We start from the raw sequence: 26,723 nt of genomic DNA, 5'->3' as shown, positions 1-26,723 counted from the left end.
CAACTAGGAATATAATTTAATTTCACACATTATTAGATGTAGTTATCGAACCAATCCATGTGAAAAACGAAACTATGAAGAATCAACCTTTGGTTATTACGAAAAATGTGAGCTTTCGCAGCGTTGGCATTCGATCTTTTTGGGATGTGAATGGAGATGAGAACTACATAAATGTGTGGCCACGCGACAGGCGGTTACCTATATCTGATGATACTCTAGTTATTGTTTACACAGAAAAAGGCAATGGAATCATTGATTTAAAAAATGGAGAAAGGATACAGATCCGTGGTAACTGCTTAATATTCCTCGATCCTAAAACCATTAATTGCTACTGGTGTGATGGGCTTATTTGGAAGCTATATTGGATAGAGATTTTTATCGAGCGCACGACTTCAATGGATATCCCTAAACAAAAAGTGATCCAGATCGATAATCATAGGCATTTCGAAATTCAATTCGAAGAACTCAAAGATTCACTTAAAAAGCAAAAAGATACATTCAAGCACTATGCGGCCGCCTTATTTAACAAGATATTTTACGAATGGCTTCTGACTATACACAGTGAACAACGATCTAAATCATACAATAGCGTAATGCTAGTAATAGAAGAAATGCACCATCGACTTTCCGAAAACTGGCAAGTAAAATCTATGGCAGCTTTTATAGGCTGTAGTGAACAGCATTTAAGAAAACTTTTTCTAAATCATACAAGAAGATCACCCAAAGAGTATTATCTTCAATTAAAGCTCGATATCGCATTGGGTGTACTGAAAAGAGGCAATAAATCTGTATCGCAAATTGCTTATGAACTTGGCTTTTCCGACGCTTTTCATTTCAGCAATGTATTCAAAAAACGCTTCGGTTATCCGCCTTCAACTGTTGAACCTATCATGCATACCTCGCAGCAGTTAATTGCTATCGAACATGATTAAGTGCCATGAGGGTTACTTGTTATAAAAATCTTTTTCTTATGGCTTGCAGGTGATTTACCGCATCGCTTTCTTCAATATTAATTGAAGGTGTCCAACACTCAGCAATCGCAAGAACCCCTCGAACCCTGGCATGATATGAAAGTGCAACCGCACTTCGTCTGACACCATTCTCGTTAAACATCAAATCAACGTGACAACCGCCTTCCTTTGCCAGCACTATTTGGTTTGTTTCTTCTTCACGACTGATTATATTGCGGACACCTTTCGCGCCATAACGCCAGGGGGTTTCATTTTCGGCAATTACCGTTGGTGAAAAGGCTTTTCCCACGATATATACAGCATCAACCTCCCCTAACCAGTTGCGTATATAGCCTTCTTTAGCCCACACCCTGCGCTCCTGTATAGGACTAACGCTTTGCTGCAATACCATGCCATTCTTCGAAAACTCATACCACTCTACCGTATAGCCGCACTTCTTACTCAAAGAGGTCATCTCAACCTTCAAGGTATTTTCGAAGCTGACAATATCTTCGTCGTGAATGGCGGTTAACTGCCGTAACGGTTCATAGGTTTTATCTTTATTTCGATAAAGAACTTCCATCTGCAACAAGGTCTCGAGAATCCTCGAAAGCGTCGCTTTAGGAACACCAGATATTTGAAACAGCTGATCCAACGTCAACGGTTTCTTCGCCGTATTTAGGCACTGAAGTACCCAAAACCCCCGAGCACAAGCAGGTGCGGAATAATTATCAGATTCATTAAATTTCATATTTGGAATATATCAAAAATTCAATTTTAAATATACTTTTTAGATGTGACCTATTCGATGTATTTATCAACAACAATTGATTGATTTAGATAAAGTTATCAATTGCCATATAGGTGGCTATGGCAATTGATAGAGAGCGTAAAGTGCTACTTCACAATTAAATCAAAATAACCACGATTCTGTGTCTCCGAACTTCCTCCCACGAACACATCAATACGAGAAGAGGATAAAATTAAGTCACCATCATTGAAAAAATAGCCCAGTTTCTCAGCAGGCAAGTGGAATATCACTTCTTCTGATTGACCGGGTTCGAGCTCAATACGCCTGAAATCTTTCAGCTCTCTGGCTGGGCGTGTTGTCCGAGCAATATTCTGGCGAATATAGCACTGAACAATTTCTGTTGCTTTAACCGCCCCGGTATTCGTCACAGTCACGGCAACCGTTTGGTTGTCTTGTTCTGTCATCACAGGGCTTAGCACGCTAACATCAGAATAAGTAAAACTGGAATATGTCAAACCAAAGCCGAATGGATAGAGGGGCTTGTCGCACTGATCTTTGTAGGGCATATATTCCTGGAACGCACGCATCTTCCCGATAGGTTTTCGAGCATAATAGATAGGTACTTGCCCAGTTGAACGGGGAACTGACATTGGCAACTTACCGCTTGGCGCAGTGTCACCAAATAAAATACGTGCTACCGCCTTACCTGTTTCTGTCCCTGACTGCCATGCATACAAGAGTGCATCAGCATATTGCTCTGTCGCAGGCGAAGGCAAAGGCCGTCCGGTACATTGCACTACAATCAGCGGCTTACCTGTTTGTCCAATCGCAGTGATTAGCTCTTCCTGACCAGCAGGCAGGGCCAGCTCAGCGACATTTCGTGCCTCTCCCGTGCGGCGATGGCTTTCACCAACACAAAGAACCACAATGTCGGCACGATGCGCCTGCTCAACCATTTCATCGCTAAATACCGCGGATTCCGTGATCACCTCGAGTTCCGGTGCAGCTGTCACCACCCCCTCAAAAATAGAAGTCACATCTTCGGCTTTACCGTCTAGACACCAAGAGCCTAAATGCTGTCTCTGTGAATGTGCATGTGGCCCAAGTACCGCTAGCTTCAGCCCTTTTTTAGGCAATGGCAGAACCTGCTCACGGTTTTTAAGCATCACAACACACTGCTCGGCCAATTCCAGCGCTTTATCGACATGCTCCTCAGCGCGCAGTGCTGTTTTGTGCCACTGTTCATCAACATAAGGTCTTTCAAACAGACCCGCGCTGAATTTAGCCGTAAGAACCCGGCTGACGGCATCATCAAGCCTGGCCTCATCAATACGACCAGCATCGAGCAACCGAGCCAAATTTTCATCATAGACTTCAAACGTCATGGCCATATCTACACCAGCATTTAGCCCTTGGGCTGCTGCATCAGCAAGATCTTCAGCCACTCCGAAGTAATCCAAATCAGAGATAGAGCCCCAATCACTGACCACCATGCCATCAAATTGCTGATCCGTTTTTAGCCAACCCTGTAGCAGTTTCTGGCTTCCCGTTACCGGTGTACCACCAAGATCATTGAACCCTGACATCAAGGTAGCAACGCCATTTTCGAGCGCAGCTTTGAACGGCGGCAAATACACATTGTGAAGTGTGTTATCGGTGATTTCAGTCGTATCGTAATCACGCCCACCCTCCGCAGCACCGTATCCCACGAAATGCTTTGCGCAAGCCAACAATGAATCTGGCTCTGAGGCCTCTTTACCCTGAAAACCGCGCACGACAGCTCCTGCAAACTGAGCACTCAAATACGGATCTTCACCACTACTCTCTATCACCCTTCCCCAGCGAGGGTCTCGGACAATGTCCAGCATCGGTGCAAAGGTCCAATGTATGCCAAGCGATGCCGCTTCTGTCGCTACACAACGGTATGCTTCTTCCACCAACCCAGGGTTCCATGATGCAGCCTGTGCCAAAGGTATTGGCAAAACGGTTTGTTGGCCGTAGATAACATCCCGTGCGATGATCAAAGGGATCCCCATTCGGCTTTCTTCAACCGCAGCCCGCTGTATTTCATTAAGCTGAACAGGGTCCACCACTTCAGCTGGCGCATTACCAGCCCAAGCGGTATCAGCCAAAATTCTAGAACCGAAGCGACCTTGCCTTACCGCATCCAAATGTTCTTCACGGCGCTGTTCATAATTGCGCATCGGTGTTTGACAGAGTTGACCGACCTTTTCAGAAACCGTCATACGATTAAGCAAGTCTTCAACACGAGCCGCAATCGGCAAATCAGGGTTTTTATAGTCCAGTGTCATCATAATTATCCTTGTAACATCATGGCGCAATGGGTGGACTCATTGCGCCATTAAGATTGCGATTTAAGCTTCGTTTTTAGCGGTACGGCGAAGTTTTAGCTCAGCCGTAATCTTTTCGAACAACTCAGGGGTGATGTAGTACCAACGCATCGCAATAATCGAGCATGCATGGGCGAACGCTACAGTGAGGAATTTTAAAACTAATATCGTGTTAAGCACGTCATCGGGCTGGACTTCATTTGGCGTGTAGTTAACAGATGCCAATGCATAACCGGTCAACAGGCCAGCCATCGCACTGCTGCACTTAGCGACAAAGGTCATTATTGCTGTAGTCAGGGCATTGGCGTTATTACCTGTTTTATACTCACCGTATTCCACACAGTCTGGAATAAGTACCCACGTCAAGTTCCCGGCAAAAACATTACACGCCATTGAGGTAACCAACAGGCCGAACATCAACCAAACAGGAAGGAAGCCTGCGGTGAAGTAACAGAATACACAGATCAGCAGGCCTGCCCAGCTACCACCGAGGAACATCCCTTTCTTCGAAAACAGTCGGCCTAGCAACGGTAGCGATATAACCATGAGAAATGGAATGAAACTACCTACCCCTTTTAGCATCGGGAATAGTGCTTCGTTCATCATGTAATATTTAAAGAAATAAATAGCGATTGATGTTTCCATCGCAAAACCAAAGATGTTTGTCGCATGAGCGGTAACAAGTGCAATCAATGGCTTGTTAGATTTTACAGTTTCAACAACTTGCTTCGGTGTCACACGTTGTGCTTTTACTTGTTGAGCATATTCCAGCGTATCGCGTTTTTTTGCCCCGTAAGCGCACATCCAAAAGTTTACCGTTACCAAAACACCGAAAATAACACCAGTTACACGCCAGCCATCAAGACCTCCGCCAAACCAGTCAACCATAATCAATGGCAGCGCTGTAGCTACGAAAGTCGCCAAGATCCCCAGCCCTTGTTTCATGGCCACTACCGTTGTCCTTTCATGGTAGTTAGTGGTCATTACCGGCGTGAGCGCATGGTATGGAACATTAATGACGGTTTGTGCCAGCGAATAGGTAATATAAGCCACATAAGCGAATACAACTTTGGAAGTTACCGATAATTCCGGAGCCCAGAACAGAGCCGCAATCGTCAGACCAAGTACTGGTGAACCGAAAATTAGATACGGACGGTAACGTCCCATTTTAGTTCGGGTGGCATCAGAAATCATACCGAACAATGGATCGGTAAACGCATCAATCAAACGGGTAACAAGGAAAATCTTACCGACTGTCAATGGATCAATGCCATACATATCGGTTAGGAAGAACATCAAAAATGTACCAATAAAATGGAACATTAAATTTGAACCAACTCCTCCCATACCATACGCAAAGAGTTCTTTTTTCGATAACGTTGCCAAAAACTTACTTTTGGGTTTTTCTATTACGGCGGGATCTGCCGCTGCTTTTGCTACGGTCATTTTAGACTCCGAAATTCACATTATTGGATTTTTTATTTATTGCTGGGCTGAGTTTTACTCAACCCATATATTTTTGTTCAGAGACCAGAACTACTTTTTTATAATTGTCGGGTGCTTTTGTTTAATTATTTCTATTTGGTCTTCACGCCCAGTCTCTTCCAGCCTTTTAAAATATGCTTGTATATCTTCACATTTAGCATGGTGCGGTCCCCCCTCTTGCATGACTACACGCATGGGATCTTCGGTATTGCCAAACGGTTGAGTTGTCATCATATGGTCATACCATTGCAAGTACCGGTATGCCATATCTTTGGTAACTTCAGGTAATTCATCGGCTAAATTGTATTGCTGATGAGGGTCATTTTTAATGTTGAATAGCATTTCCTGCGGGAATAGATGAAGACCATCATGGTAGGTGCGGATATATATATAGTCACCATGCCTTACACTGCGCTGGCAGACATGGGCACACTGGCTTAACACCAATGATTCGTGCCCCTCTTCTTTTCCTTGAGTAATTGCAGAAGCAAAGCTTTTACCTGTCCATAACGGTAAAGGAGATTTCTCCATCATTTCTGCTAAAGTTGGAGCCCAGTCGATATTGTAATGTAGTGCATTATTTTCAATACCTGATTGCATGCCAGGCCAACGGACAATAAATGGCACGCGGCAGGTGATATTATCAGCGGTGGCATGCTCGCCGAATAATCCAAGTTCGCCAAGATTTTCACCGTGGTCAGAGCTAATCACGATAATGAGATCATCCATTACCCCCTTTGCCTCAAGAGCAGCAAAGATCTTGCCTAGATGTTGATCCATATACCGAATACCGCAATCATACCCATCAATCATTCGGCGGAATCCTGCCATTCCTTCAATCTCACCAGGCTGGCGGGGATATTGCTCATAGGTATTGTTATCCCACATATTAAAGTCTTGAGCTGAATGCGGCCCCGCTTTTTTCCAATATTCAGCCATCTTTTCTTCTGTCATCCATTCAGGCAGAGGATCATCACTGAACGGATTACCAAACTCTTCTGGCGCGCGATATGGCGTATGTGCATCCCAATAGTTAACATGCAGATACCAATCATCCTCATCGCCATTTCGCTCAATCCAATCAAGCACAGTAGGCGTCACTTCTTCTGCGGATTCATGACCAGACCCACCGGTGTTATACATTTCAGTAAAACCGGCATAGTAATGAAATAACGAATGGCGCTCAGGAAATGGACTGACTAACACCGTTCGCATATTGTTCTGTCTGAACAAGGTTGGCAATGCATTATGTTCTACATAACTCTTAAATTTGCGGCTCGCACCCTGCCCCCTAATATCACCAGCCGTACCGCCATGGCTGACGGCACCGTTATGGATCCCCTGCATACCTGTCATCATCGCCGTACGTGATGGAGCACACGGTGCATCGGATGCGTAATAGTTATTAAACCTAACCCCTTGTGCAGCAATTTTATCGATATTAGGGGAAGTATTACGTTGGTATCCATAACAACCTAAATGGTCAGGACGTAGGGTATCAAGATCAAGGTACAACACACGCATAGGGGTTCCTTTATATTTCTTATCAAAGCAGTTAATAAGCGTTATTAGACGGAATATTCACTGATTTCAAATATGTAATCAGTTGTTAAATTCCATATTTAAAATATACCTTATTTGGTATTTAAGTGGAATTGAGCAATTCATGTTCTGTGATCGAACCATTTTAAAATCGCATTTAGTATTAACTTTACTCTTTTAAATAATACTTATCTCAAGGAGCAGGCGGTTTATTACTTTGATTTTCACCCATATTTGGGGTTCTATTTCCTTACAAGAGTTAATTTAAAAAAAGAGCCGGCATTTAGCCGGCTCTTTTCTCACTAATTTCAAATATGAAATATTTAACTCTTCAATATTTTCATCATTTCAGCTTTGTACTGATCTACACCATTTTGATCAAATGGGTTCACACCGGCCATGTAGCCACCAATTGCCACGCTCATCATGAAGAAATACATCACACCACCTAAGTGATACTCATCCAGTTTATCAATAGAGATCTCTAGGTTAGGAACACCACCTTCGGAATGTGCAACCATGCTTGCTTGTTTGATAGAAGCTTGAATATGATTCAAAGATGAACCAGCAAGGAAACCCAAGTTATCCAAATCTTCATCCAGAGTTGGCACAGGCACATCGACTGGTTTATCAATCACATGAAGGACTGTCTCGAAAAGGTTGCGTCGCCCTTCCTGTACCCATTGGCCCAACGAGTGTAGGTCTGTAGAGTAAAGCGCGCTAGCAGGAAACAGGCCTTTGCCATCTTTTCCATCACTTTCGCCAAAGAGCTGCTTAAGCCATTCAGAGAAATACATCATATAAGGTTCATAATTAACAAAAAGCTCAATTTCTTTGCCTTTATGGGTCATGATATTTCGGATAATGGCATATTTAAGTGCAGGGTTGGCTTCTACCTCGTCAGACTCACAAACCGTCATCATCTGTTTTGCGCCGGCAAGTAGAGCATCAATGTCGATACCGGCAACAGCCAAAGGCAACAAACCAACTGGCGTAAATACAGAGAAACGCCCACCTACTTCGTTAGGTAGGTGATACATTGGATAGCCTTGCTCGGCAACGATATCCTTTAATGGGCCACGGAATTTATCCGTTGTGACGATGATACGTTCCTTTGCCCCCTCTTTGCCAAATCGGCGCTCAAGTTCTGCACGCAAGATCCGGAATGTCACTGCGGTTTCAAGTGCAATACCTTCTTTCGCAATAACGTTAATGCAATAGTTCTTATCTGCTAAATACTGCATTACCTCATCTAGGTAACGCGAGCTCAAGTTATGTGCAGTAAATAGAATTTCCGTTTTATGTTGTTTATCAACTGCTGGTTGAAGCGCTTCCATAATCGCTTTATGACCCAAGTATGAGCCACCAATCCCAATACAAACAAACGCATCAAATTGTTGCTGAATGTTTTCAGCTCGTTGCTTGATGTCAGCAACTTCTTCTGAATCAATAGTTTCTGGTAGGCGGATCCAGCCGTGAAAATCGCTCCCGACACCTTCACCTGTCACCAGCTGTTGGTGGGCCAACTTCGCATAAGGAGCTAATTGAATGTATTCATGGCCTTTTACTGCCTGGTTAAGATGTTCAGTATTAATTGATAGCATTTTTTGCTCCATAACTTGCAATATACCCCACACAATTGGTAGAGCTTAATAAAACTTTTCTATTGGCAGGTATGATAAATGTCTCACCCTGACAGTATTTTTTTAAATTTCCTGAAGACCAAACAGATAACTGCTTTTCCGCAACAAAGACCATTGTTAAATAATCTGAATGGTATTCAATCTCGTTATTTTCACTATCGAGATTAAGTTGACTAAAAATAAATGCTTCTGTGCCATTATGTTTATAGCAACCAATATTCGCTTTACCTTTTAACGAAGTAGGTACTAATAGTTGCGGTTTAACTTCACGGTAATCAATCAGGTGATGTACTTCATCAAGATCGACGTGCAGTTTGGTAGGCCCAATGCGTACTACATTGTCAGAGTTCGACATGATCTCGATATTCTGGCCTGCAAGATAGGCATGTGGGATCCCAGCACTTTGATAGATCCCTTGCCCTACAGGCACATTAACGATATTCATCATAAACATGGCAACTAAACCACGATCGAAACCGCTACTATGCTCCAGAACTGCCCTGCAAGCCCAGAATTCCGGTTGCAGTTTGCTAATGTGACCACGTGTGTAGAGCTCTTTGTTCGTATCTATAATTTCAGCGAGTAAATTATTGATATCTGCCTGTGGCATCCGCATCAACAATTCAAAAGCAGCCTGAACGCCAAACAAGCGAAGTTGATCACACAGGTAGCCAAACGAGGAATACGCAGAGAAACGCCTGATTATTGCCTCTGATGACATAAAACCATGTGCTAACCAGCAGGGCGTCAGTGCAACCATCATCTCCGGCTTATCGTTGCGATCACGGTAAGTTCTCTCTGGTGCTGTTCGTTCAATACCAAGTTGGTCCTGCCTTTCGTATCCTTCTTCAGCCTGAGCTTTAGTCGGGTGGACCTGTATCGCCAGCATCTGATTCACATCGAGAATCTTCATCAAAAAAGGAAGTGGGAATTCTCCTTGACGCTCTTCTTGAGCCTGTACCTGCTGATTGGATTTAAGCCAGTCTAGTAATGGCAGCTTCTCAGCATTGATCTCAACCAAAGAAGAATCATCAGGGTGCGCGCATAACCACCATTCGGCATAGGGTTTGGAGTCCAAATTTTCCACCCCAACGAGTGAGGGGATATAAGACTCACCTCCCCAGGCATAATGGCGTGGTTTACCTAATATGGAATAAGTACTCATAACGCTACAGCCACATTGTCGAGAAGAAAGGAACGAATGTAATCAGCAATAACGATACAATCATGCCTAACACTAGAGGAAATGCCCCCTTGAAGACCTGAGGAACTGAGGTATTACTAAGCTGGTTGGCAATAAACAAATTGCCACCAAACGGTGGTGTGACAAAGCCAATACCCAAATTAATGATCATCATAATACCAAACTGATAGACTCCCATTCCGAATTGCTGCAGTAATGGAAATAGCAGTGGCGTCAATATAATGATTGCAGCCAGTGTATCCATAAAACAGCCGACAAACAGAAGGAACAGGTTAATCATCAGCAATGTCATCAACATCGTACTGACGTTATCTGACATCATTCCAGCAATAAGTGCAGGGACATTCTGGGAGGTCAATACTTTGCCAAAGGCTGTAGCAAAGGTCATCAGGAACATTGCAACAACGGTGATCATCGCCGCTGTCGATAGCACTTTGAACGTGTCGCGGATCTTAAGGTCTTTATGGACAAACACCCCAATAATATACGAATAGAAACACGCTACCGCAGCTGACTCCGTTGGCGTAAAGATACCGGAATAAATACCACCAAGAATAATAACAGGTGTCAGGATAGCCCAACGAGCATGCTTAAAGGCGGCGATACGTGTCTTGAAAGTACCTTTCTCACGATGCGCTCCCCAACCATTTAGCTTAGAGATCCACCATGCCGGTACTGCCATCCCAACAGCCAATAAGATACCTGGAATAATGCCAGCCAAGAACATATCGGACACCGAGGTCGCGTACTGGGTCAGAGAGTAAATGATCATCGGGTTACTTGGCGGAATGATAATGGCAATAACACCAGAACACGCTGCCACCCCTGCAGCAAATCCTGGGTTATAACCTTGCTTTATCATGGCCGGAATGGTGATACTTCCCACCGCAGCAACGGTTGCAGGTGCTGAACCGGATAGGCCGCCGAAGATTACGCTTGTCATAATGGTTACGATAGCAAGGCCACCATACATATGACCGAAGAACTCTTCAGATAGGTCCAAAATACGCTGAGCTACACCGCCAGTTGCCATAATGGTTCCAGCTAAAACAAACATTGGTATTGCCAGTAGCGGGAAACTATCAATGGACTGGAAGGTATCTAGCGCCATCTCGAATATTTCAAGTCCGAGCATTTTATTGTAAACAATGAGAATAATACCGATTGCTATTGCAACGGGCACTCTGACCATCACCATGGCGATAAAGCCAAAAATTAACATTAATACCTGTACAGTGGTCATTGCTTACACCTCCTCATGAAGTGCTAGTTCTGTATTTCCAGATTTTCTGTAGTCCATTACGGCAGAAATTATTTTTTGGATAATACGAATACATGTTAGGCCGAAAGCAAAAGGCAACATTGACAGTTGAATCCAATATTCAAACCCTAATGCTTCTGTTTTAGTACCAAGCATTTTATGAAAATCAACGGCCTCTAATGCAGCTTGGGTAAATACAAAAGCAAATATCAAAAACATAATATTGGAAATAACATCCAAACACAGTTTCTTAGTTGCTGAAATATCTTGCGGCCACAAATCAATAATTATATGCCTATTCATTTTTACAGCCCAAGGCACACCAAGAAATACAATAAACAACATCAACATTCTTGCGATTTCATCAGTAAATGCTGACGGCGACATGAACACATATCGGTTCAGTACTTCAATATTTAAAGAGATGGCGATATAACCAAGCATGAGTGAACAAAAGAACTCTTCAAAATGCTGGTCTATTTTTTTTATGATGGTCAGTAACATAACTACCTCTACCATTAGTCACCTGCACTAGCGTGCAGGTGACGTTTTTGCAGAATTACTGTACTGCTGCGGTTTTAATCAACTTGATAAACTTAAGTTCGTCTTCACTCAGGCCGCGTGTAGCTAGAGGCTCAGCAGCTTCAATTGCCGCACGGCGGAATGAATTTAATTCCTCATCGGTTGGTTGAATAACCGTTGCGCCATTGTCTTCAAACGAAGTGAAAGCTACATCAATCGCATCATAATGAAGTTGCTTGGTTGTCATTACTGCTTCGTCAGCAGCTTGCTGAAGCATTGCCTGCTGTTCCTCTGGTAAGCGGTCCCAGAATCGCTTATTAATTACTACAAATGTAGGGTGAGCCTGAAAGTTAAGGTTATTGAACACCTTGGCGACTTCATTCAAAGCAAATGCTTGGGCGGTTACCGGTGGGATAGCTAACCCATCAACAATCCCTGTCTGCAGGGAAGTGTATACCTCTGAAATACCCATTGTGGTTCCAGCTGCACCCCAACTTTCCACAATGCCACGCTCGACCGGGTTTGGAGTTACACGGAATTTCATACCGCCTACATCATCCATGGTTCGAACTTCTTTTCCATTAGTAAGGACACCGCGGAATTCGAATGGTGTTGCATAAAGCAAGCGAAGGTTCTTCTCACCTAGGAATGCTTGTAATTGATCAGCTACTTCGCCGGAAAGCTTACCATCTTGATATAGCAGCTCAATACTTTGTTCAGGGCCATTTAACAGGAAAGGTACATCAAAGGCCTTAAATGCGTCAACGACAGTACCCAAGTTAGCACCTGAAGTTTGAGCGGCATGCACTTGGCTACCAATCTGAGCTTTCTGCAATAACTGAGTATCATTACCTAATGCGCCGCCAAAGCTTGTTTGAACGGTAATCTTGCCATCAGATAACTCTTGTGCTCGTTCCTGAAACGCAATCATTGTCTGAGACATTGGGGTATTTTCTTGCGTTGTATTAGCAATGGTCAAATGTGTGTTCTGAGCAAATGCTGACGTAGATGAGATTGCCATAGTTAGGGCAGCAGCAAGAACAGTTATAGACCTCTTCATAATATATCCTTATCACGTTATTGGAATTAACTAATTATTGGTTTAAATGGCTCATTCAAAATGAACTCTATTTTCTGGCTTCCGTTTTTCTAATTTAAACATTTGCCCACCTTATTTTATCGACCTAGATCACACTAATTACAAATGTGATCTATGTCACCTCGGTTTTGTGATCTTACACATTAACCTAAAAACCATAAGCCATTGAAATAAAGGGAAAAGATTTATTTATAGAGACATTTATCACTATTTTGAAAAGTGAGGTATTGATCAAACAATGGATTTCAGATGACAATGTAATCACTGGTTTGGGTTTCTCTGGCTTCCAGTTAATTTATTTATGAGGAGCTCGTTTTGAATATTTTGTGTATTGGTAATGCCACATGGGATCGTATATTCAATGTGGATCAAATTCCTTCTGAAGCAACAAAGTACTTTTCAACTTCATACCATGAAATTGGTGGTGGAGTAGCAGCAACGGCTGCTGTAGCAATTGCAACTCTCGGGTCTAATGTCTCATTGTTAACCCGTTTAGGTAATGACAATGTAGGACGCGCAATCAAAGAAGATCTTAATAAATGGGGTGTCGATACATCACTTCTCCAGCAATTTAATGACACCAGTTCAAGTAACGCTGTCGTGCATGTAGATCCCGCCGGTGAGCGTCAAATCACTGTTCATAGGGATCCGAATTTACCAGTAAATAGTGACTGGATAACTGAAGAATTGCTCGAGAATATTGATTGTATTTTATGTGACTGTACATGGAGTGAAGGTGCTGAAAAACTGCTAAACCTTGCCAATAACAAAGGGATCCCATCAGTTATTGATGCTGACCTAGGTGGCGAGACCATGGCTAAGTTAGTCAGCTTAGGCACTGATGTTGCTTTCTCATACCCAGCCCTATGTCAGATGACTGGGGAAACAGACATAGAAAAAGCGCTGCTTGCAGCACAGCAAAATACCAACGGCACCGTATATGTGACCAATGGTGAACACGGCTGTTATTGGGTCGAAGACAATATTGTAAAACATGTCTCTGGCTATCGAGTAAATGTTGTTGATACGACGGGGGCCGGAGATGTTTTCCACGGTGCTCTAGCCTTTGCCATTGCCAATAAACTCAAAGGCGAGAACGCTGTTAATTTCGCTAATGCTGTTGCGGCACTGAAATGTACCAAACCTGGGGGCCGAGCCGGTATTCCAGACTACGACCAAGTTATTAACTTTATTAAATCGCATTAAACAGGAATTTATTTATGGCTCTTGTCACATTAAAAGAAGTATTAGCTCACGCGAAAGAAAATAAATATGCCGTTGGCAGTTTTAATGCTGTTGATTTTAATCTTCTTCGTGGCTTAATTGCAGCAGCAGAAGAAGAAAAATCGCCAATTATTATTAATTTAGGCCAAGGTCAATTTCGCCTGACACCACCAGAGTTGCTTGCTCCAACTATGGTAAAAATGGCACAAGAAGCATCAGTACCCGTCGTGCTACACCTTGATCATGGTAAAGATGTCGAAACATGTATTCGTGCACTTCGCCTTGGCTTCTCGTCCATTATGTATGACGGCTCTGCTTTATCATTCGAAGAAAATCTAAAAAACACCCAAGAAGTCATTCGGTTTGCTAAATATTATGACGCATCTGTCGAAGCTGAAATCGGAAAAGTCGGCAATACAGAAACCGGTGATGAAGAAGAAGTTCAAGCAGCTCAAGAGCAAACAGAAGATCAGCTCACCAAACCGGAAGAAGCCAAAGCATTTGCCGAAGGCGCAACGGGTCTTGATGCCCTTGCTGTTGCATTTGGTACCGCTCACGGCCTTTACCACGGTGAACCAAAGCTTGACTTCGACCGCCTAAACGAAATCAACAAAGCTGTTGATGTCCCACTTGTCATGCACGGTGGCTCAGGCTTGGACGACAGCGTCTATCGCGATGCCATTGCCTGTGGCGTATGCAAGATAAATTACTTTACAAACATGTCTCACGATGTCGGTAAGCAAATTCAAGCCATGCTGAATAGCAAAGATGAAGCGTATTACCACGACACTATTCTTTGCTCAATCGAAGCCACTAAGCAGCATGCTGCGCGAATTATGCAAGTCTTTGGTAGCAGCGGCCAAGCGAAATAAACCACTGGGTTAAATAACAATTATATTGAGGAAAATATGAAAACAATTCAATTTGAATATGGCCCAGGTTTTATGGCAGCACAGCTACCCGACTCTGCAGATGTCTTTATTCCTGGTGAAACGGTCAAAGATCCGGAGGCTCTGGCTGACCCTATTTCAGCGACGCGTGACTCGATTCTAAACCCAATTGGTATGCCACCAATCAGCGAGCAGGTTAAACAAGGTTCAAAGGTCGCGATTGTCTTCCCTGACCGAGTGAAAGGCGGCTGCCATGATACTGCACACCGCCGCATCTCTATCCCAATTATTCTGGAAGAGTGCCGTAAGGCCGGGGTTGAGAAAAAAGACATTACCCTGATTTGTAGCAACGGCTTACACCGCAAGAACACTGAGAAAGAACTACGTGAAATCCTAGGCGATGAAGTCTTCAATGCCTTTTACTGGGAAGGCCAAGTGGTTAACCACGACAGTGAAGACTGGGACAACCTTGTTGATCTAGGCCGCAACGAGCATGGCGACAAAGTTGTCATGAACAAAACCGTATTCGAAGCGGATCTTGCGGTCATGATCGGTCATACCCTAGGTAACCCATACGGTGGTTACTCTGGTGGTTACAAACACTGTGCAACTGGTATTACTAACTGGGAATGTATTGCCTCACACCACATTCCACGCGTTATGCACCGTGAAGACTTCACCCCAGTTTCAAGCAAAAGCCTGATGCGCCAGAAATTTGATCAGATTGGCAAGCACATGGAAGAGCGTATGGGTAAAAAGTTCTTTACCTGTGATGCGGTACTGAATACTTTCTCCCAACAAATCTCGGTATACACCGGTGGCTGCGAAGATATTCAACCTCTATGCTTTGCCGATGCCGACAAGCGGACCTATGCCAACTGGGCTGAGAAAAAATACGACATCATGGTCTTCGGTATGCCGCAGAATTTCCACTACGGAAACGGCCACGGCACCAACCCGGTTCTGATGATGCAGGCCATCGGTGCACAGATCATCCGTCATAAACGAGTAATGTCCGATAACTGTGTCGTGATCTGCTCTTCACTGTGTAACGGATATTTCCACGATGAAGAATTCCCTTCATACCGCAAGTTGTTCGAGCTATTCCAAACGGACTACTGCAATACACTGGTTGATATCAACAAGCACATTGAATATATCGCCCGTGACGAGGAAATGATCAAGCAATACCGCTTCAACTACGGTTACCACCCTTTCCATGGTTTCTCGATGACTTCATGTGGCCATATTGCCGAAATGAACACCAAAGCGGTATACATCGTCGGCGCTCAAGAGCCAGGTCTAGCGCGCCAGATGGGCATGAAAACCCGAGCAACTTTTGAAGATGCATTGGCTGATGCAGTCCGTTACACCGGAGCAAACCCTAACATCCTTGCTCTGCCACAAGCATTCACCCGTGCAGCAATGCATTTGGGTAGCAAAGAAGAACTATAACGAAAAACAATATTTTCCTGAGTTTGCCACCGTCCCGGCGGTGGCCTTTTTTCCATCCAGATGACAACGCGTGGGGCAAAAATGCATATTCATCTTGATATAATTGGCGGAATTGCTGGAGACATGTTCTCTGCAGCAATGCTAGATGCGCATCCGCACTTAGAACAACCTCTACTCGACATGCTAAATTCACTGCAGCTTGAAGAGCAAGTGAAGATCACACTGAGCCATGGCGAAGATAAGGGGCTAAATGGTAAACGCTTCAATGTAGAGCTGAAAAATAGTTCACATGACCATGAGCACCATGAGCACCATGAGCACCATGAGCACCATGAGCACCAACATAGTCACGGCGACCACGATCACAACCATCACCATCACCATCACCATCACCATCACCATCACGAGCATGATCATCAGCACGGTCATGATCATCACCATCATCATGACTGGCAGCACATTCGTCGTTACCTTGCGAGCAGCCAACTTGAAGCTGAAGTTAAAGAGACGGCCATAGGTATCTTTAGTTTATTGGCCGCTGCAGAAGCAAAAGTACATAACATGGACATTGAACATGTTCAGTTTCATGAGGTCGGTGCTTGGGATTGCATTGTTGATATCATTTCAGCCGCTTGGCTTATTCATCACAGTAAAGCCACCAGCTGGTCAATATCTTCACTACCTTGGGGCGGCGGCACGGTTAAATGTGCACACGGCATCATTCCCGTTCCGGCACCAGCGACTCTTAACTTGTTAAAAGGGTTTAACTTTGTTGATGATGGCGAAGTTGGTGAACGCATTACACCAACAGGCGCAGCCATTCTAGCCTGGCTATCACCAGAGCAGTCTGTTGCGACTGGGCAATTTCAAATGGCTGGCTATGGTTTCGGCACCAAAAAGCTATCGCAGCGTGCCAATGTCGTTCGAGCAAACTTAATCAAACCCTCTACGTCCCAGCACAAAGAGCAAATTGCCATTATCCAGTGTGATATTGACGATATGACCGGCGAGATGCTTGCCAATGCCAGAGAGTCACTACGTCAACAATCCGGTGTATTGGAAATCACTGAGGCAGTCGCTCACGGCAAAAAGCACCGACTAATAAGCACGTTGACCCTGCTATGCCAACCTCACCACCTCCACGAAGTTATCGAAGCCATTCTCAACCAAACGTCCACTTTGGGGGTTAGGCATTGGCTGTGTGACCGGGTTAGCTTACCTCGCCTTCACCATCAAATTAATCACAAAGATAAAACGTTCAACGTAAAAACCGTCCAGCGTCCAGATGGTAGCCAGACAAGCAAACTAGAAGCCGATCATCTCGATGAGGCGGGCAGCAACTACCACAAAAAGCAACAGCTAAAATACGCCATTGAACATCAAGCTGAGGGAGCCGAGCTATGAACACAGTGAATAAAATACAGGTTTTGCAAGGCATCCTTCAGCAATTTGACAAGGTAACGGTTGCTGTAAGTGGCGGTGTCGATAGCATGACCCTAGCTTATGTGGCCCACCAAACCTTGGGCCAAAAGGCAAAGATGGTCCATGCAACCTCCTCTGCCGTACCAAGTGCTGATACACGCCGTATCCAGAAGTACGCCAAAGAGCAAGGGTGGCAATTGGAGTTGGTTCAAGCCGGTGAGATGCAGGATATGGCTTACCGAAATAACCCTGTCAACCGTTGCTACCATTGCAAGTCAGCGCTGTATTCAACCCTAAAGTCCTTAGATTTTGGCCAGGTGGTGTCCGGGACAAACATGGACGACCTTAGCGATTACAGACCGGGGTTGATTGCCGCAAATGAAAAAGCTATTCGCCACCCATTCGTAGAAGCCGACATCGATAAAGCTACCATTCGTCGAATTGCCCAGCATTATCAATTGGCTGATATTGCCTTTCTACCCGCCTCTCCTTGCCTTGCAAGCCGTGTAGAGACAGGGGTTTTCATCCAGCCAGAGCAACTCGATTTGATTAACCGGGTTGAAACCAGCCTGCGCCAGCAAATTAACGCCGAAAATATCCGCTGCCGATTGCTTGCCCAAAGGTTGGTATTACAAATTGATGAAGATGAACTCAGCACTCTGCACGAAACGCTGATCAATCGCATCATTGCAGATACAGAATCCATGGCCAATGAAGTTGGCCTGACATTACCGGTTGACGTTGCCCCATACAAACGCGGCAGTGCTTTCGTGAGGGTCGCATAATGAACAATATAACAATGGACTTTGAGCGCCGAGCGCGCTGTGGCATAGAAGAAGCGGTTTTCTGTGAAGGTAAAAACGCTGAGCAAATCAACACGATTATCAGGATGGCCAGTGAACAACAGCGTCGGTTGTTGCTGACTAGGCTAAGCCAAGATAAGTTTGAGCTCCTCGCCCCAGCATATCAAGAGCTACTGATGTTTGACCCACTGGGAAGAACAGCCGTACTAGGTGAGCTTGAGCCTCCGAGAAAAGCAGCCAAAGTCGCTATTGTCTCAGGAGGGGCATCAGATGCGGCAGTGTGCAATGAAGTTTCTATCACCCTGCAATATCACGGCATACACTGTGAACGCTACGAAGATATCGGCGTAGCTGCACTATGGCGCCTGACCAACCGGTTAGAAGAAATACAGCAAGCCAATATTATTATTGCCGTTGCCGGAATGGAAGCCGCCTTACCGACCGTATTATCCGGCATGATAGCCAATCCGATTATCGCGGTGCCAACTTCCGTCGGTTACGGCGTCAGCGAAGGTGGCCACCTTGCCCTGAAATCCTGCTTAGGCAGTTGTGCAGCCGGACTAACCACTGTCAACATTGATAATGGCTTCGGTGCAGCCTGTGCTGCAATAAAACTCATCAACCAATTCTGCCGTTAGTCTATAGCCTAACAGCCAATGAGCCCCGCGCATATACCAGGCGCATAGCACCTTCTGGTGTACTGGTTAGGGCCACTTCGGTGGCCCGATTCTTCACCATGTGACTTTCAATACCACTTAAAATACTAATCCGTTACAATAATCAGTAATTTGGTTACCAAACAACAATTAGAAGAAGATTAATTTGAAAACAGTCATTTGCATCGGAAACGCCACTTGGGACCAAACTTTTTCGGTCAGTACATCGCAACTGCAAGCCGCAAAGTCTTACGCTGAAGGGTTCTCAGTCAGCGGCGGGGGCGTCGCGGCTACCGCAGCCGTTGCCATTGCAAACGCGGGAGAGAACGTTGACTTCATCGGTCGCATGGGTATCGATATGGTGGGTCAGCAAATTTCAGATGAGCTCCTTGCCCATGGCGTCAACATTGAGCACTGCCTCAAATACGAGCAAGTCCAGTCATCAATCGCGACCATCATCCTCGACGAACAGCTTTCATCGAAAATATACGTCTACAATGATCCTTCAATGCCCAAAGACACGTCATCACTCTTTGGCATGGATTTATCAAACACCGCCGCTATCGTCGCCGATTTGACATGGCCTGAAGGTGCAAAAGTACTGTTTGAACTGGCTAAACAAAAAGGGATCCCGACGTTCCTTCGAGTCAGCTATTTTGACAACGCACTCATTGAGCTCCTCGAACTCGCTGATTGTTGCGTCTTCAACCACCCTTCATTGCTGGCAATGACCTCGGATATTCAACATAAGCGTGCCCTGAATAAAGCCATTAAGCGTGTTGGCGGCTCTGCCGTGGTTACACTAAGCCAACGTGGTTGTGCTTGGATGCATGAGGGGCACTTTGAAAACCTGCCTGGTCATCAGGTCGAAGTCGCTGACACGACAGGTGCTGGAGACATTTTCATCGGTATATTGGCGATGCAGGTCGGTAAAGGACACGCTTTCGAGCAAGCGATTCTTACCGCCAACCATGTAGCAGCCTTAAGCTGCGAATTCATGGGAGCCAGACAACTTGCCAGCTGTGAAAAAGCCCAAGAAGTGTTGCGCCAATCTTAATAGCCTAGCTAAGTTTCATTTCGCTCAGCCCACATATTGTTGAAGCCCCCCTCTAAGAAAAGCCCCTCGACGAAGTCATCTATTTCGAGGGGCTTTAATATGATTTTGATAAGAAAGCCGTTCAGTTACTCACATTAACACCAGCATTTTCATTCCGAATTAGCCCGCTTTTGGGTGCGCTTTTAGCTGCGCATCTAGGTCAATGTCTTCTGGCCATTCGATTACCCTATCACAGACACTCTTCAGTAATGGGTAGCTGTGAGAAATAACCAATGCCCCTATATTTCTCGTCTTCAGATCCTGCAGTAACACCTGCCATATTTCTTGTTGGGTAATAGCATCGAGCTGCGCCGTGATTTCATCACAAATCAAAAACTCAGTAGAAGGAGCCAATGCCCTGACAATATTTAGCCTTTGCAATTCACCGCCTGACAACTGTTTTGGTAACCGCTCTAACCATTGCGGTTTTACCCGATAGCGAGCCAATACCGACTCTGACACAGAGTAGCTCTCGGCCAAAGACCGAGAGAGGCGCCAACGAGGATTGAACGCGAACTCAGGTGACTGACTGATCCATTGAACCGGCGAACCCGCCTCTTTTCGTTTTAATGGCTGTGACAATACCCCCTGGGATTGCGTAAGTAATCCAGCTAGCACCTGTGCCAACGTTGACTTACCGCAACCGCTTGGACCATATAAACCCACCCGCTCGCCAGGTTGGATGCTGACATCAGGAAAAGATAAACGCTGGTGCCCATATTCAAACGCACCATTACGCAGACTTAGCATAGTGTTCCTCGTTATCATTAAACCAATGTTCTGGTGCGGCCTGCCAAAGAGCATGAGTATAAGGGTGACACCCTTTATCCCAACCTGGCTCAATAGTGACATCATCAACCAGCTGACCGTCTCTGAATACCAATAAGCGATTGACATGCCGAGTAAGCGCTACAATATCATGGCTGATAATAATCATTGCTTGCTGGTTTAACCTTGGTGAGGTCAATAACGACAGCAGTTGTTCGCTTCGCGCATGATCCAAACTTGAAGTCGGTTCATCGGCGACAATGATCTCTTTGCCTTGTACTAGTCCCATAGCTATCAGCGCGCGCTTGGCCATTCCGCCCGATAATTCACCGGGATATTTATGCAATAAAATCTCATCCAATTGGCAGTGGTTAACAACCTTGCGATACTCGTCATCACTGCAAGCGAGCTCTGCTAACTGCCGATCAATGCGTGTCGCCGGGTTAAGACAAGCCGCTGACTGCGGGACCAATGCAATATCCCCGTCGCAGTCAACCGCGCCCTTCATCTCAAACCCCTCAGGGCAATGACCCAGCAATGCATAAGCCAGAATGGTTTTGCCGCTGCCACTTGCACCCACGACCCCGACCTTTTCACCACTTTTCACCGAAAATGTTACGTCATCGAGTAAACCACTTTCACCACAACAGACCGTTAATTGATTAACTGATAGCATTAGTAGCCCTTAATTTGAGAAAGTCGAACACATGCTTGCCCCATGGCTGAAAGCAGCAGCAATACCGCCAGTAGAACCAAGCCAGGGAATACCGCCAACCACCAATTGCCCGATAACATATAACGACTTGCTTCAGACAATAAAATACCGATGGAAGGGGTAGTCGGCTCTAAACCGAAACCAAGAAAGGTGAGTCCTGACACATGAATCAATGCATGCGGGATCATCAGTAAGATGCCAATAAGGCAGTGAGGTAGCAGGAAGGGAAATACATGGTGCCATATGATAGACCACTTTGGCCGGCCGAACTGCCCTGCGAGTAGAACAAACTGGCACATTAACAGCCCACGTTGCTCCTCCACCAGCAAGCGGGTGAGCTTAGGCCAGTGGGTTAGCGCTACAGCCCAAATAACGCCATTCATTCCTCCCCCAAGAGCCAATGTCATAATGATCAGCAACAATAAATGCGGGATGGCCATGAACGTATCGACAATCAGCGACACCCCCCACTCGCAGCGTTGATTAAGGCCTGCGATTACTGTCAGCAACAATGCGATAAGCCCGCTGAGCAGTGCTGAGCCGACGCCGATTTGTATACTGAGTAACAACCCTTTGACGGTTCGTCCCCACATATCCCGCCCCATGACATCCGTGCCAAACCAGTTATCAACCGATGGAGGCATAAGCACCTGATGCAAGTCCACGGCTTGGCTCTGAACTGGCAGTATCGCGCAATAAAATAGGATGCCGATAAAAACAGCAGTAAGAGACGCAATATTCTTTCGTAAACGAGATATGCTCTTTTGTTTGGGTTCAGACATGCGACCTCCCTTCAGGAAGTAATTTGACACTGATGAACCGGGCAATTCCATTCCCAGCAAACACCAAGATCATCGACAACATAGTCACGGCCATCAACAGGGCAATGTCACCATTCAAACCTGCAACAACCATTGTCATTCCAATACCGGGAAAATTAAACACTGTCTCAATAAGCGCTGAACCACCGAGCAATTCCGATAACCCGGCAAATTGCAAAACAATAGCTGGAGTCAACGTATTTCGAAGCAGATGCTGATGATATATAGCCCATCCTGTTTTGCCGTGCATACGGGCATACAATACATGCTCGCTTTCAAGCACCTGAACGGCTTTCTCGCGGGTATGCATTGCGATATGCCCCATGCCTGTTAGCGATAGAACAATGGTAGGCAACACCAAGTAAGGCAGCTGTTCAACCCAACCAATCGAGTCGGGAGAAATGCCAATAGGTGCACCACAACAAACCGGCGCCCATTGCAGCGAAACTCCAAACAAGCTCAGCGCCAGCAAAGCAATCCAAAATGCCGGAGCAGAAGCAGAAACCCAACACAACCCACGGATCAATCGATCAATGGTTCTACCACGGAAAAAAGCAGCCAAAATCCCCGAGCAATAGCCAAGTATCAGCGAGCCGACCCACCCCATAACCATCAGCCTGAGTGTTAGTGGTACCCTCTGTTGTAAGATCTCCAGCACTGGCTGCTGCTGAGAAATCGAATAACCAAGCTCCCCTTGCAGCAAGTGCCAAAACCAATTGCCAAAGCGGGTAGACAGGGATTGGTCGAATCCTAATTGGGCGGAAAACTGCGCCGTATGATCTGCGCTCATCGCAAACAAATTATCACTGGTGTAATAAAGCACGGGATCAACCGGTGAAACAGCCAGCAAACTGAACGTCATGGCTAACACCAAGATAGTAAGTAATAGCAGACGCCATGCAGTAGCAAGGTGTTGAAGTTTATGGCCCATTACTGGCATCTCCATTGCCATTGCTCGATAGTACGGGTGATTGGCCAGCCATGTTGGTGAGGCTCAGGAAGCGGCGAGCCGATATCTAGGCATTCGTTTACCGCGTAAAGGTGGTCAATGTTGACTAGCCAGCTCCATGGCAGATCATCTTCTAACTGTTTGTAGACCGTGTCCCAGTATGGCTGGGCCTCTTGATTATTCGTGGCATGTTTAATCGCATTCAATGATAAATCAACGACTTCATTGCCATAGTAACCGGAGTTATACCACCCTTCGCCAGCATATTCGCTGCCATAAACCAAGAACATTTCGTTGATTGCATGGCTCCCAAACCCCATCAGAACAGGATTCGTCGTCATCGCGTGTCCTATCTGTGTCCAACTTGCTCCACGAACGACGACATTTATGCCTAGCGGCTCAACCATAGAAGCGACGGCAAGCGAGAGTTGCTCTCGAAGACTATCTCCTGCAGGGTAATAGAGGGTAAAGCTTGCTGTCGTTCCTTGTTTTACTCTTATGTTTCGTTGCTTATCCAGCAACCAGCCTGCTTGCTCTAGCTGATGAGATATTTCACCCACGTTAGTCTGTTCACGCTGCTGATTTGCAGGTCCCCACGGCAGACCATCGGCAAGGGAAAATGCTGGTCGACCGTAGCCTTGCAGAACACTTTCAACCAACAACTCACGGTCAATAACCTGATCGACGGCACGACGAATAGCAATATCCGACGTCACGCTGTTACCAGGCTGGTTAGCCGAAGGGGTATTAAAAGGCCAAACGATGCCACGGTTGTCATTCGTCTCAACAGTCAAGAGTTGATAATTTTCAGGAACAAGGCGCGCATATCTTTGCGGAATAGAAGCCAAGTGGATCTGACCACTACGAACCAAAGAAATAAGACTATTTTCGCTGGCAAAGACGATGATCAATCGCTCGACAGCGGGCTTTTTACCGTAATAATAAGGGTTTTGCTCTAAGACGACCTGCTGACCTTTATCCCAACGCACGAACCGGAACGGTCCACTGCCTAGAGGCTTCTGACCATAATTAGGCCCGTAGGCGTGCTTAGGTACGATACCAACAGACGCCAATAAATCTGCAAACCCCAAATCAGGTGAGTCCAAACGAAAACGTAACTTGTATTGATCGTCGACGATTATTTCGCTAATCATGCTCGCATCATGCAACGATAGGCCCTGCTGCAATTGGTTGTATGTAAAGGCAACATCTTCCGAGGTCACTGCAGAACCATCACCAAAACGGGCATCCTCTCTTAGGTCGACAGTCCATTCATGGCGATCATCAGAAACCGAAACATGGCGGGCTAAATCCGGCTGAAGTGCTAAATCATCACCGCGTTTTAACAACGTTGACTGAATCAGGGGATCACCATACCTCCCCCACCCCATCACTGGATCCAGTCCCATTTCAGGCTCATCGCTAAGCCCTAATATCCATTGCTTATTATTTGCAGCATAAATTTGTGTTGAAATAAAAGCGCAAAAAAACACCGCAAAGATCTGTAGGAAATATTTTTTAGACGACATCACATTTTTAATTTTCGGACGGTAAGTACAGTTAACACTATCATCAAATTCGTGTTAACGTGAGTGACACAAATCACACAAACAATAAGAGTGATCTATATCACATGAGCAATTTAAATAAAGAAATTGTCCGATTTTCACTGTCTTTTCCCAAGCAACTTTATCAAGAAATGATGGATACACTAACGGAACGCCAATATGGCTCGCGCTCTGAGTATTTCCGTGATCTCTTTCGTGAAAACCGGACAAATGACGACTGGCGGACGCCAAACAGAAACGTCGTGGGAGTCCTCAGTATCGTCTACAACCACCACCAGCGAGGCCTCAGTGAAAAAATCAATTATCTTCAACATGATAGCCGCACTCAGGTTCAATGTACGACACACGTTCATTTGCAGCACGAGTTGTGCCTAGAAAATACCGTTATCATAGGTAAAAGTACGGATGTCCAAGCACTTGCCAACCAAATATCAGCCCTAAAAGGCGTTGAGCAAGCTCAACTTATACAACACTTAAATCGATAACGCGACTAAAATCACACTATATAAAACAGAGATCAATATCACATACCAATCTTTCAAACACTGATATATTTGATCTACACTCCCTACCAATATGCGAACAAAATAAATGAAAAAGAACATACTTATTAATTTAAAAAGATTTGAAGTTAGCAGGGAAAAAGGTGGCGTTTGTCCATCAGATAACCCTGTTGTATGGATAAAAGACACTATCCAAAGTATTGTTGATACAGGCTGGGGAAAAAATGACAAAATAAACCTATCTGTATTCGTTCCTGATATTCTTCTGCATACAGCAATCGAACAGTTACAATCAAATCCAGATACGGATATCAAAAATATGTCTATCGGTAGCCAAAGCTGCCACCGTGAAGACGTTACTGTCGGGGGAAATTTCGGTGCCTTTACCTCGCACCCTATAGCTGCTACACAAGCAACACTAGGGAGCAAAGCAAGTATCATTGGGCACTGTGAGGAACGCCGCCACCTGAATTTTGTTATCTCCCAATACAGTGGCGCTGAAGAGTTTTGCAGTTACTCCGCAAACAAAGTGGTAAGTACCATTATCAGTGAAAAAGCCTGCTGTGCCCTAGAGCAAAAAATGAAAGCTGTCATCTGCATTGGCGAAACAGCAGAAGAACGCGGTGCGGGTACTGAAGAAGAACAGCTTTCACGAGCTAAAACTTCGCTTGAAAACCAGATCATATCCAGTCTCTCACACATCCCAGCAGAGCAACTGAACAATAATGTGCTGCTAGCTTACGAACCAGTATGGGCTATTGGCCCAGGTAAAACGCCTCCTAACAGTGACTATATTGGTCTTATCACAGACTTTATCAAGCAAACGGTAGAAGCAAACTTCAATACCGTATTACCTGTTGTATATGGCGGCGGTCTAAAAGCAGAAAATGCAGCCATGCTAGCTGATATCAACCAACTTGATGGTGGGCTCATTGCCTTGACCAACTTTACCCAACCGATTGGTTTTCAAGTAGACGAGCTTTCGAAAATACTCTCTATTTATACTGCATCATAATCATTGGCCAACATAGACATCACTAAAAAG

24 protein-coding genes are annotated in these 26,723 nt (G+C 45.1%); 10 read left to right on the top strand and 14 right to left on the bottom strand.

Annotated features, from left to right (window positions below):
- Positions 1–74 precede the first annotated feature (74 nt).
- The gene (locus tag ACXAGQ_RS13810) at positions 75–932 is read left to right on the top strand and encodes a helix-turn-helix transcriptional regulator (protein WP_475254482.1); all 858 of its coding nucleotides are present in this window, start codon (positions 75–77) and stop codon (positions 930–932) included.
- A gap of 19 nt (positions 933–951) precedes the next feature.
- Here ACXAGQ_RS13810 and ACXAGQ_RS13805 read toward each other — a convergent pair whose 3' ends face one another.
- The 9 genes from ACXAGQ_RS13805 to ACXAGQ_RS13765 form a co-directional block, all read right to left on the bottom strand.
- On the bottom strand, positions 952–1,701 hold the full coding sequence (locus ACXAGQ_RS13805) for a helix-turn-helix domain-containing protein (RefSeq protein ID WP_475254480.1): 750 nt from the start codon (positions 1,699–1,701) through the stop codon (positions 952–954).
- 146 nt (positions 1,702–1,847) lie between these two features.
- A complete protein-coding gene (locus tag ACXAGQ_RS13800) occupies positions 1,848–4,016 on the bottom strand; it encodes a glycoside hydrolase family 3 N-terminal domain-containing protein (RefSeq protein ID WP_475254478.1) in 2,169 nt (722 codons plus the stop codon).
- A gap of 60 nt (positions 4,017–4,076) precedes the next feature.
- Positions 4,077–5,498 (bottom strand): MFS transporter, encoded by a 1,422-nt coding sequence (locus ACXAGQ_RS13795; RefSeq protein WP_475254476.1) that lies wholly within the window; start codon positions 5,496–5,498, stop codon positions 4,077–4,079.
- 90 nt (positions 5,499–5,588) lie between these two features.
- Complete coding sequence (locus ACXAGQ_RS13790; RefSeq protein ID WP_475254475.1) at positions 5,589–7,061, bottom strand: sulfatase family protein; 1,473 nt, start codon at positions 7,059–7,061, stop codon at positions 5,589–5,591.
- A 341-nt stretch (positions 7,062–7,402) separates the two neighbouring features.
- Positions 7,403–8,683, bottom strand: coding sequence for a glucose-6-phosphate isomerase (locus ACXAGQ_RS13785; RefSeq protein ID WP_475254473.1), 1,281 nt, complete (start codon positions 8,681–8,683; stop codon positions 7,403–7,405).
- The gene (gene manA / locus ACXAGQ_RS13780) at positions 8,670–9,887 is read right to left on the bottom strand and encodes a mannose-6-phosphate isomerase, class I (protein WP_475254471.1); all 1,218 of its coding nucleotides are present in this window, start codon (positions 9,885–9,887) and stop codon (positions 8,670–8,672) included. The genes ACXAGQ_RS13785 and manA overlap by 14 nt, the downstream gene beginning before the upstream one ends.
- 4 nt (positions 9,888–9,891) lie before the next feature.
- Positions 9,892–11,169 (bottom strand): TRAP transporter large permease, encoded by a 1,278-nt coding sequence (locus ACXAGQ_RS13775; protein WP_475254469.1) that lies wholly within the window; start codon positions 11,167–11,169, stop codon positions 9,892–9,894.
- A 3-nt stretch (positions 11,170–11,172) separates the two neighbouring features.
- Positions 11,173–11,691, bottom strand: a complete 519-nt coding sequence (locus tag ACXAGQ_RS13770) for a TRAP transporter small permease (protein ID WP_475254467.1) — start codon at positions 11,689–11,691, stop codon at positions 11,173–11,175.
- Between the two features lie 55 nt (positions 11,692–11,746).
- Positions 11,747–12,769 carry a TRAP transporter substrate-binding protein gene (locus ACXAGQ_RS13765; RefSeq protein ID WP_475254465.1) on the bottom strand — a complete coding sequence of 341 codons (1,023 nt, stop codon included), beginning with the start codon at positions 12,767–12,769 and terminating at the stop codon, positions 11,747–11,749.
- Positions 12,770–13,123: 354 nt separating this feature from the next.
- On the opposite strand from ACXAGQ_RS13765, the gene ACXAGQ_RS13760 reads away from it, so the two are divergent.
- The 7 genes from ACXAGQ_RS13760 (at position 13,124) to ACXAGQ_RS13730 (ending at position 20,315) form a co-directional block, all read left to right on the top strand.
- On the top strand, positions 13,124–14,014 hold the full coding sequence (locus ACXAGQ_RS13760) for a PfkB family carbohydrate kinase (RefSeq protein ID WP_475254463.1): 891 nt from the start codon (positions 13,124–13,126) through the stop codon (positions 14,012–14,014).
- A gap of 14 nt (positions 14,015–14,028) precedes the next feature.
- Positions 14,029–14,904, top strand: coding sequence for a class II fructose-bisphosphate aldolase (locus tag ACXAGQ_RS13755; RefSeq protein WP_475254461.1), 876 nt, complete (start codon positions 14,029–14,031; stop codon positions 14,902–14,904).
- A 36-nt stretch (positions 14,905–14,940) separates the two neighbouring features.
- Positions 14,941–16,377 carry a lactate racemase domain-containing protein gene (locus ACXAGQ_RS13750; protein ID WP_475254460.1) on the top strand — a complete coding sequence of 479 codons (1,437 nt, stop codon included), beginning with the start codon at positions 14,941–14,943 and terminating at the stop codon, positions 16,375–16,377.
- Between the two features lie 81 nt (positions 16,378–16,458).
- Positions 16,459–17,781, top strand: a complete 1,323-nt coding sequence (larC, locus tag ACXAGQ_RS13745; protein WP_475254458.1) for a nickel pincer cofactor biosynthesis protein LarC — start codon at positions 16,459–16,461, stop codon at positions 17,779–17,781.
- Complete coding sequence (larE, locus tag ACXAGQ_RS13740) at positions 17,778–18,584, top strand: ATP-dependent sacrificial sulfur transferase LarE (protein ID WP_475254457.1); 807 nt, start codon at positions 17,778–17,780, stop codon at positions 18,582–18,584. The genes larC and larE overlap by 4 nt, the downstream gene beginning before the upstream one ends.
- Positions 18,584–19,240: a nickel pincer cofactor biosynthesis protein LarB gene (larB, locus tag ACXAGQ_RS13735; RefSeq protein WP_475254455.1), complete on the top strand. Its 657-nt coding sequence runs from the start codon at positions 18,584–18,586 to the stop codon at positions 19,238–19,240. Before larE ends, larB begins: the two co-directional genes overlap by 1 nt.
- Positions 19,241–19,424: 184 nt before the next feature.
- The gene (locus ACXAGQ_RS13730) at positions 19,425–20,315 is read left to right on the top strand and encodes a PfkB family carbohydrate kinase (protein WP_475254453.1); all 891 of its coding nucleotides are present in this window, start codon (positions 19,425–19,427) and stop codon (positions 20,313–20,315) included.
- Positions 20,316–20,474: 159 nt separating this feature from the next.
- Here ACXAGQ_RS13730 and ACXAGQ_RS13725 read toward each other — a convergent pair whose 3' ends face one another.
- The 5 genes from ACXAGQ_RS13725 to ACXAGQ_RS13705 are packed head-to-tail and all read right to left on the bottom strand — an operon-like array spanning position 20,475 to position 25,016.
- A complete protein-coding gene (locus ACXAGQ_RS13725; RefSeq protein ID WP_475254451.1) occupies positions 20,475–21,104 on the bottom strand; it encodes an ATP-binding cassette domain-containing protein in 630 nt (209 codons plus the stop codon).
- Positions 21,088–21,798 carry an ATP-binding cassette domain-containing protein gene (locus ACXAGQ_RS13720; protein ID WP_475254449.1) on the bottom strand — a complete coding sequence of 237 codons (711 nt, stop codon included), beginning with the start codon at positions 21,796–21,798 and terminating at the stop codon, positions 21,088–21,090. Before ACXAGQ_RS13720 ends, ACXAGQ_RS13725 begins: the two co-directional genes overlap by 17 nt.
- On the bottom strand, positions 21,798–22,619 hold the full coding sequence (locus ACXAGQ_RS13715) for an ABC transporter permease (protein ID WP_475254447.1): 822 nt from the start codon (positions 22,617–22,619) through the stop codon (positions 21,798–21,800). Before ACXAGQ_RS13715 ends, ACXAGQ_RS13720 begins: the two co-directional genes overlap by 1 nt.
- On the bottom strand, positions 22,612–23,589 hold the full coding sequence (locus tag ACXAGQ_RS13710; protein ID WP_475254445.1) for an ABC transporter permease: 978 nt from the start codon (positions 23,587–23,589) through the stop codon (positions 22,612–22,614). Before ACXAGQ_RS13710 ends, ACXAGQ_RS13715 begins: the two co-directional genes overlap by 8 nt.
- Positions 23,589–25,016 (bottom strand): ABC transporter substrate-binding protein, encoded by a 1,428-nt coding sequence (locus ACXAGQ_RS13705; protein WP_475254444.1) that lies wholly within the window; start codon positions 25,014–25,016, stop codon positions 23,589–23,591. The genes ACXAGQ_RS13710 and ACXAGQ_RS13705 overlap by 1 nt, the downstream gene beginning before the upstream one ends.
- 224 nt (positions 25,017–25,240) lie before the next feature.
- On the opposite strand from ACXAGQ_RS13705, the gene nikR reads away from it, so the two are divergent.
- Both nikR and ACXAGQ_RS13695 read left to right on the top strand, forming a co-directional pair.
- Positions 25,241–25,660: a nickel-responsive transcriptional regulator NikR gene (gene nikR / locus ACXAGQ_RS13700; RefSeq protein ID WP_475254442.1), complete on the top strand. Its 420-nt coding sequence runs from the start codon at positions 25,241–25,243 to the stop codon at positions 25,658–25,660.
- 106 nt (positions 25,661–25,766) lie between these two features.
- Complete coding sequence (locus ACXAGQ_RS13695; protein WP_475254440.1) at positions 25,767–26,693, top strand: triose-phosphate isomerase; 927 nt, start codon at positions 25,767–25,769, stop codon at positions 26,691–26,693.
- Positions 26,694–26,723 lie beyond the last annotated feature (30 nt).

Source organism: Photobacterium sp. ABD4_091 (assembly GCF_056160145.1).
This window is presented reverse-complemented; position numbering and strand designations above follow the sequence as displayed.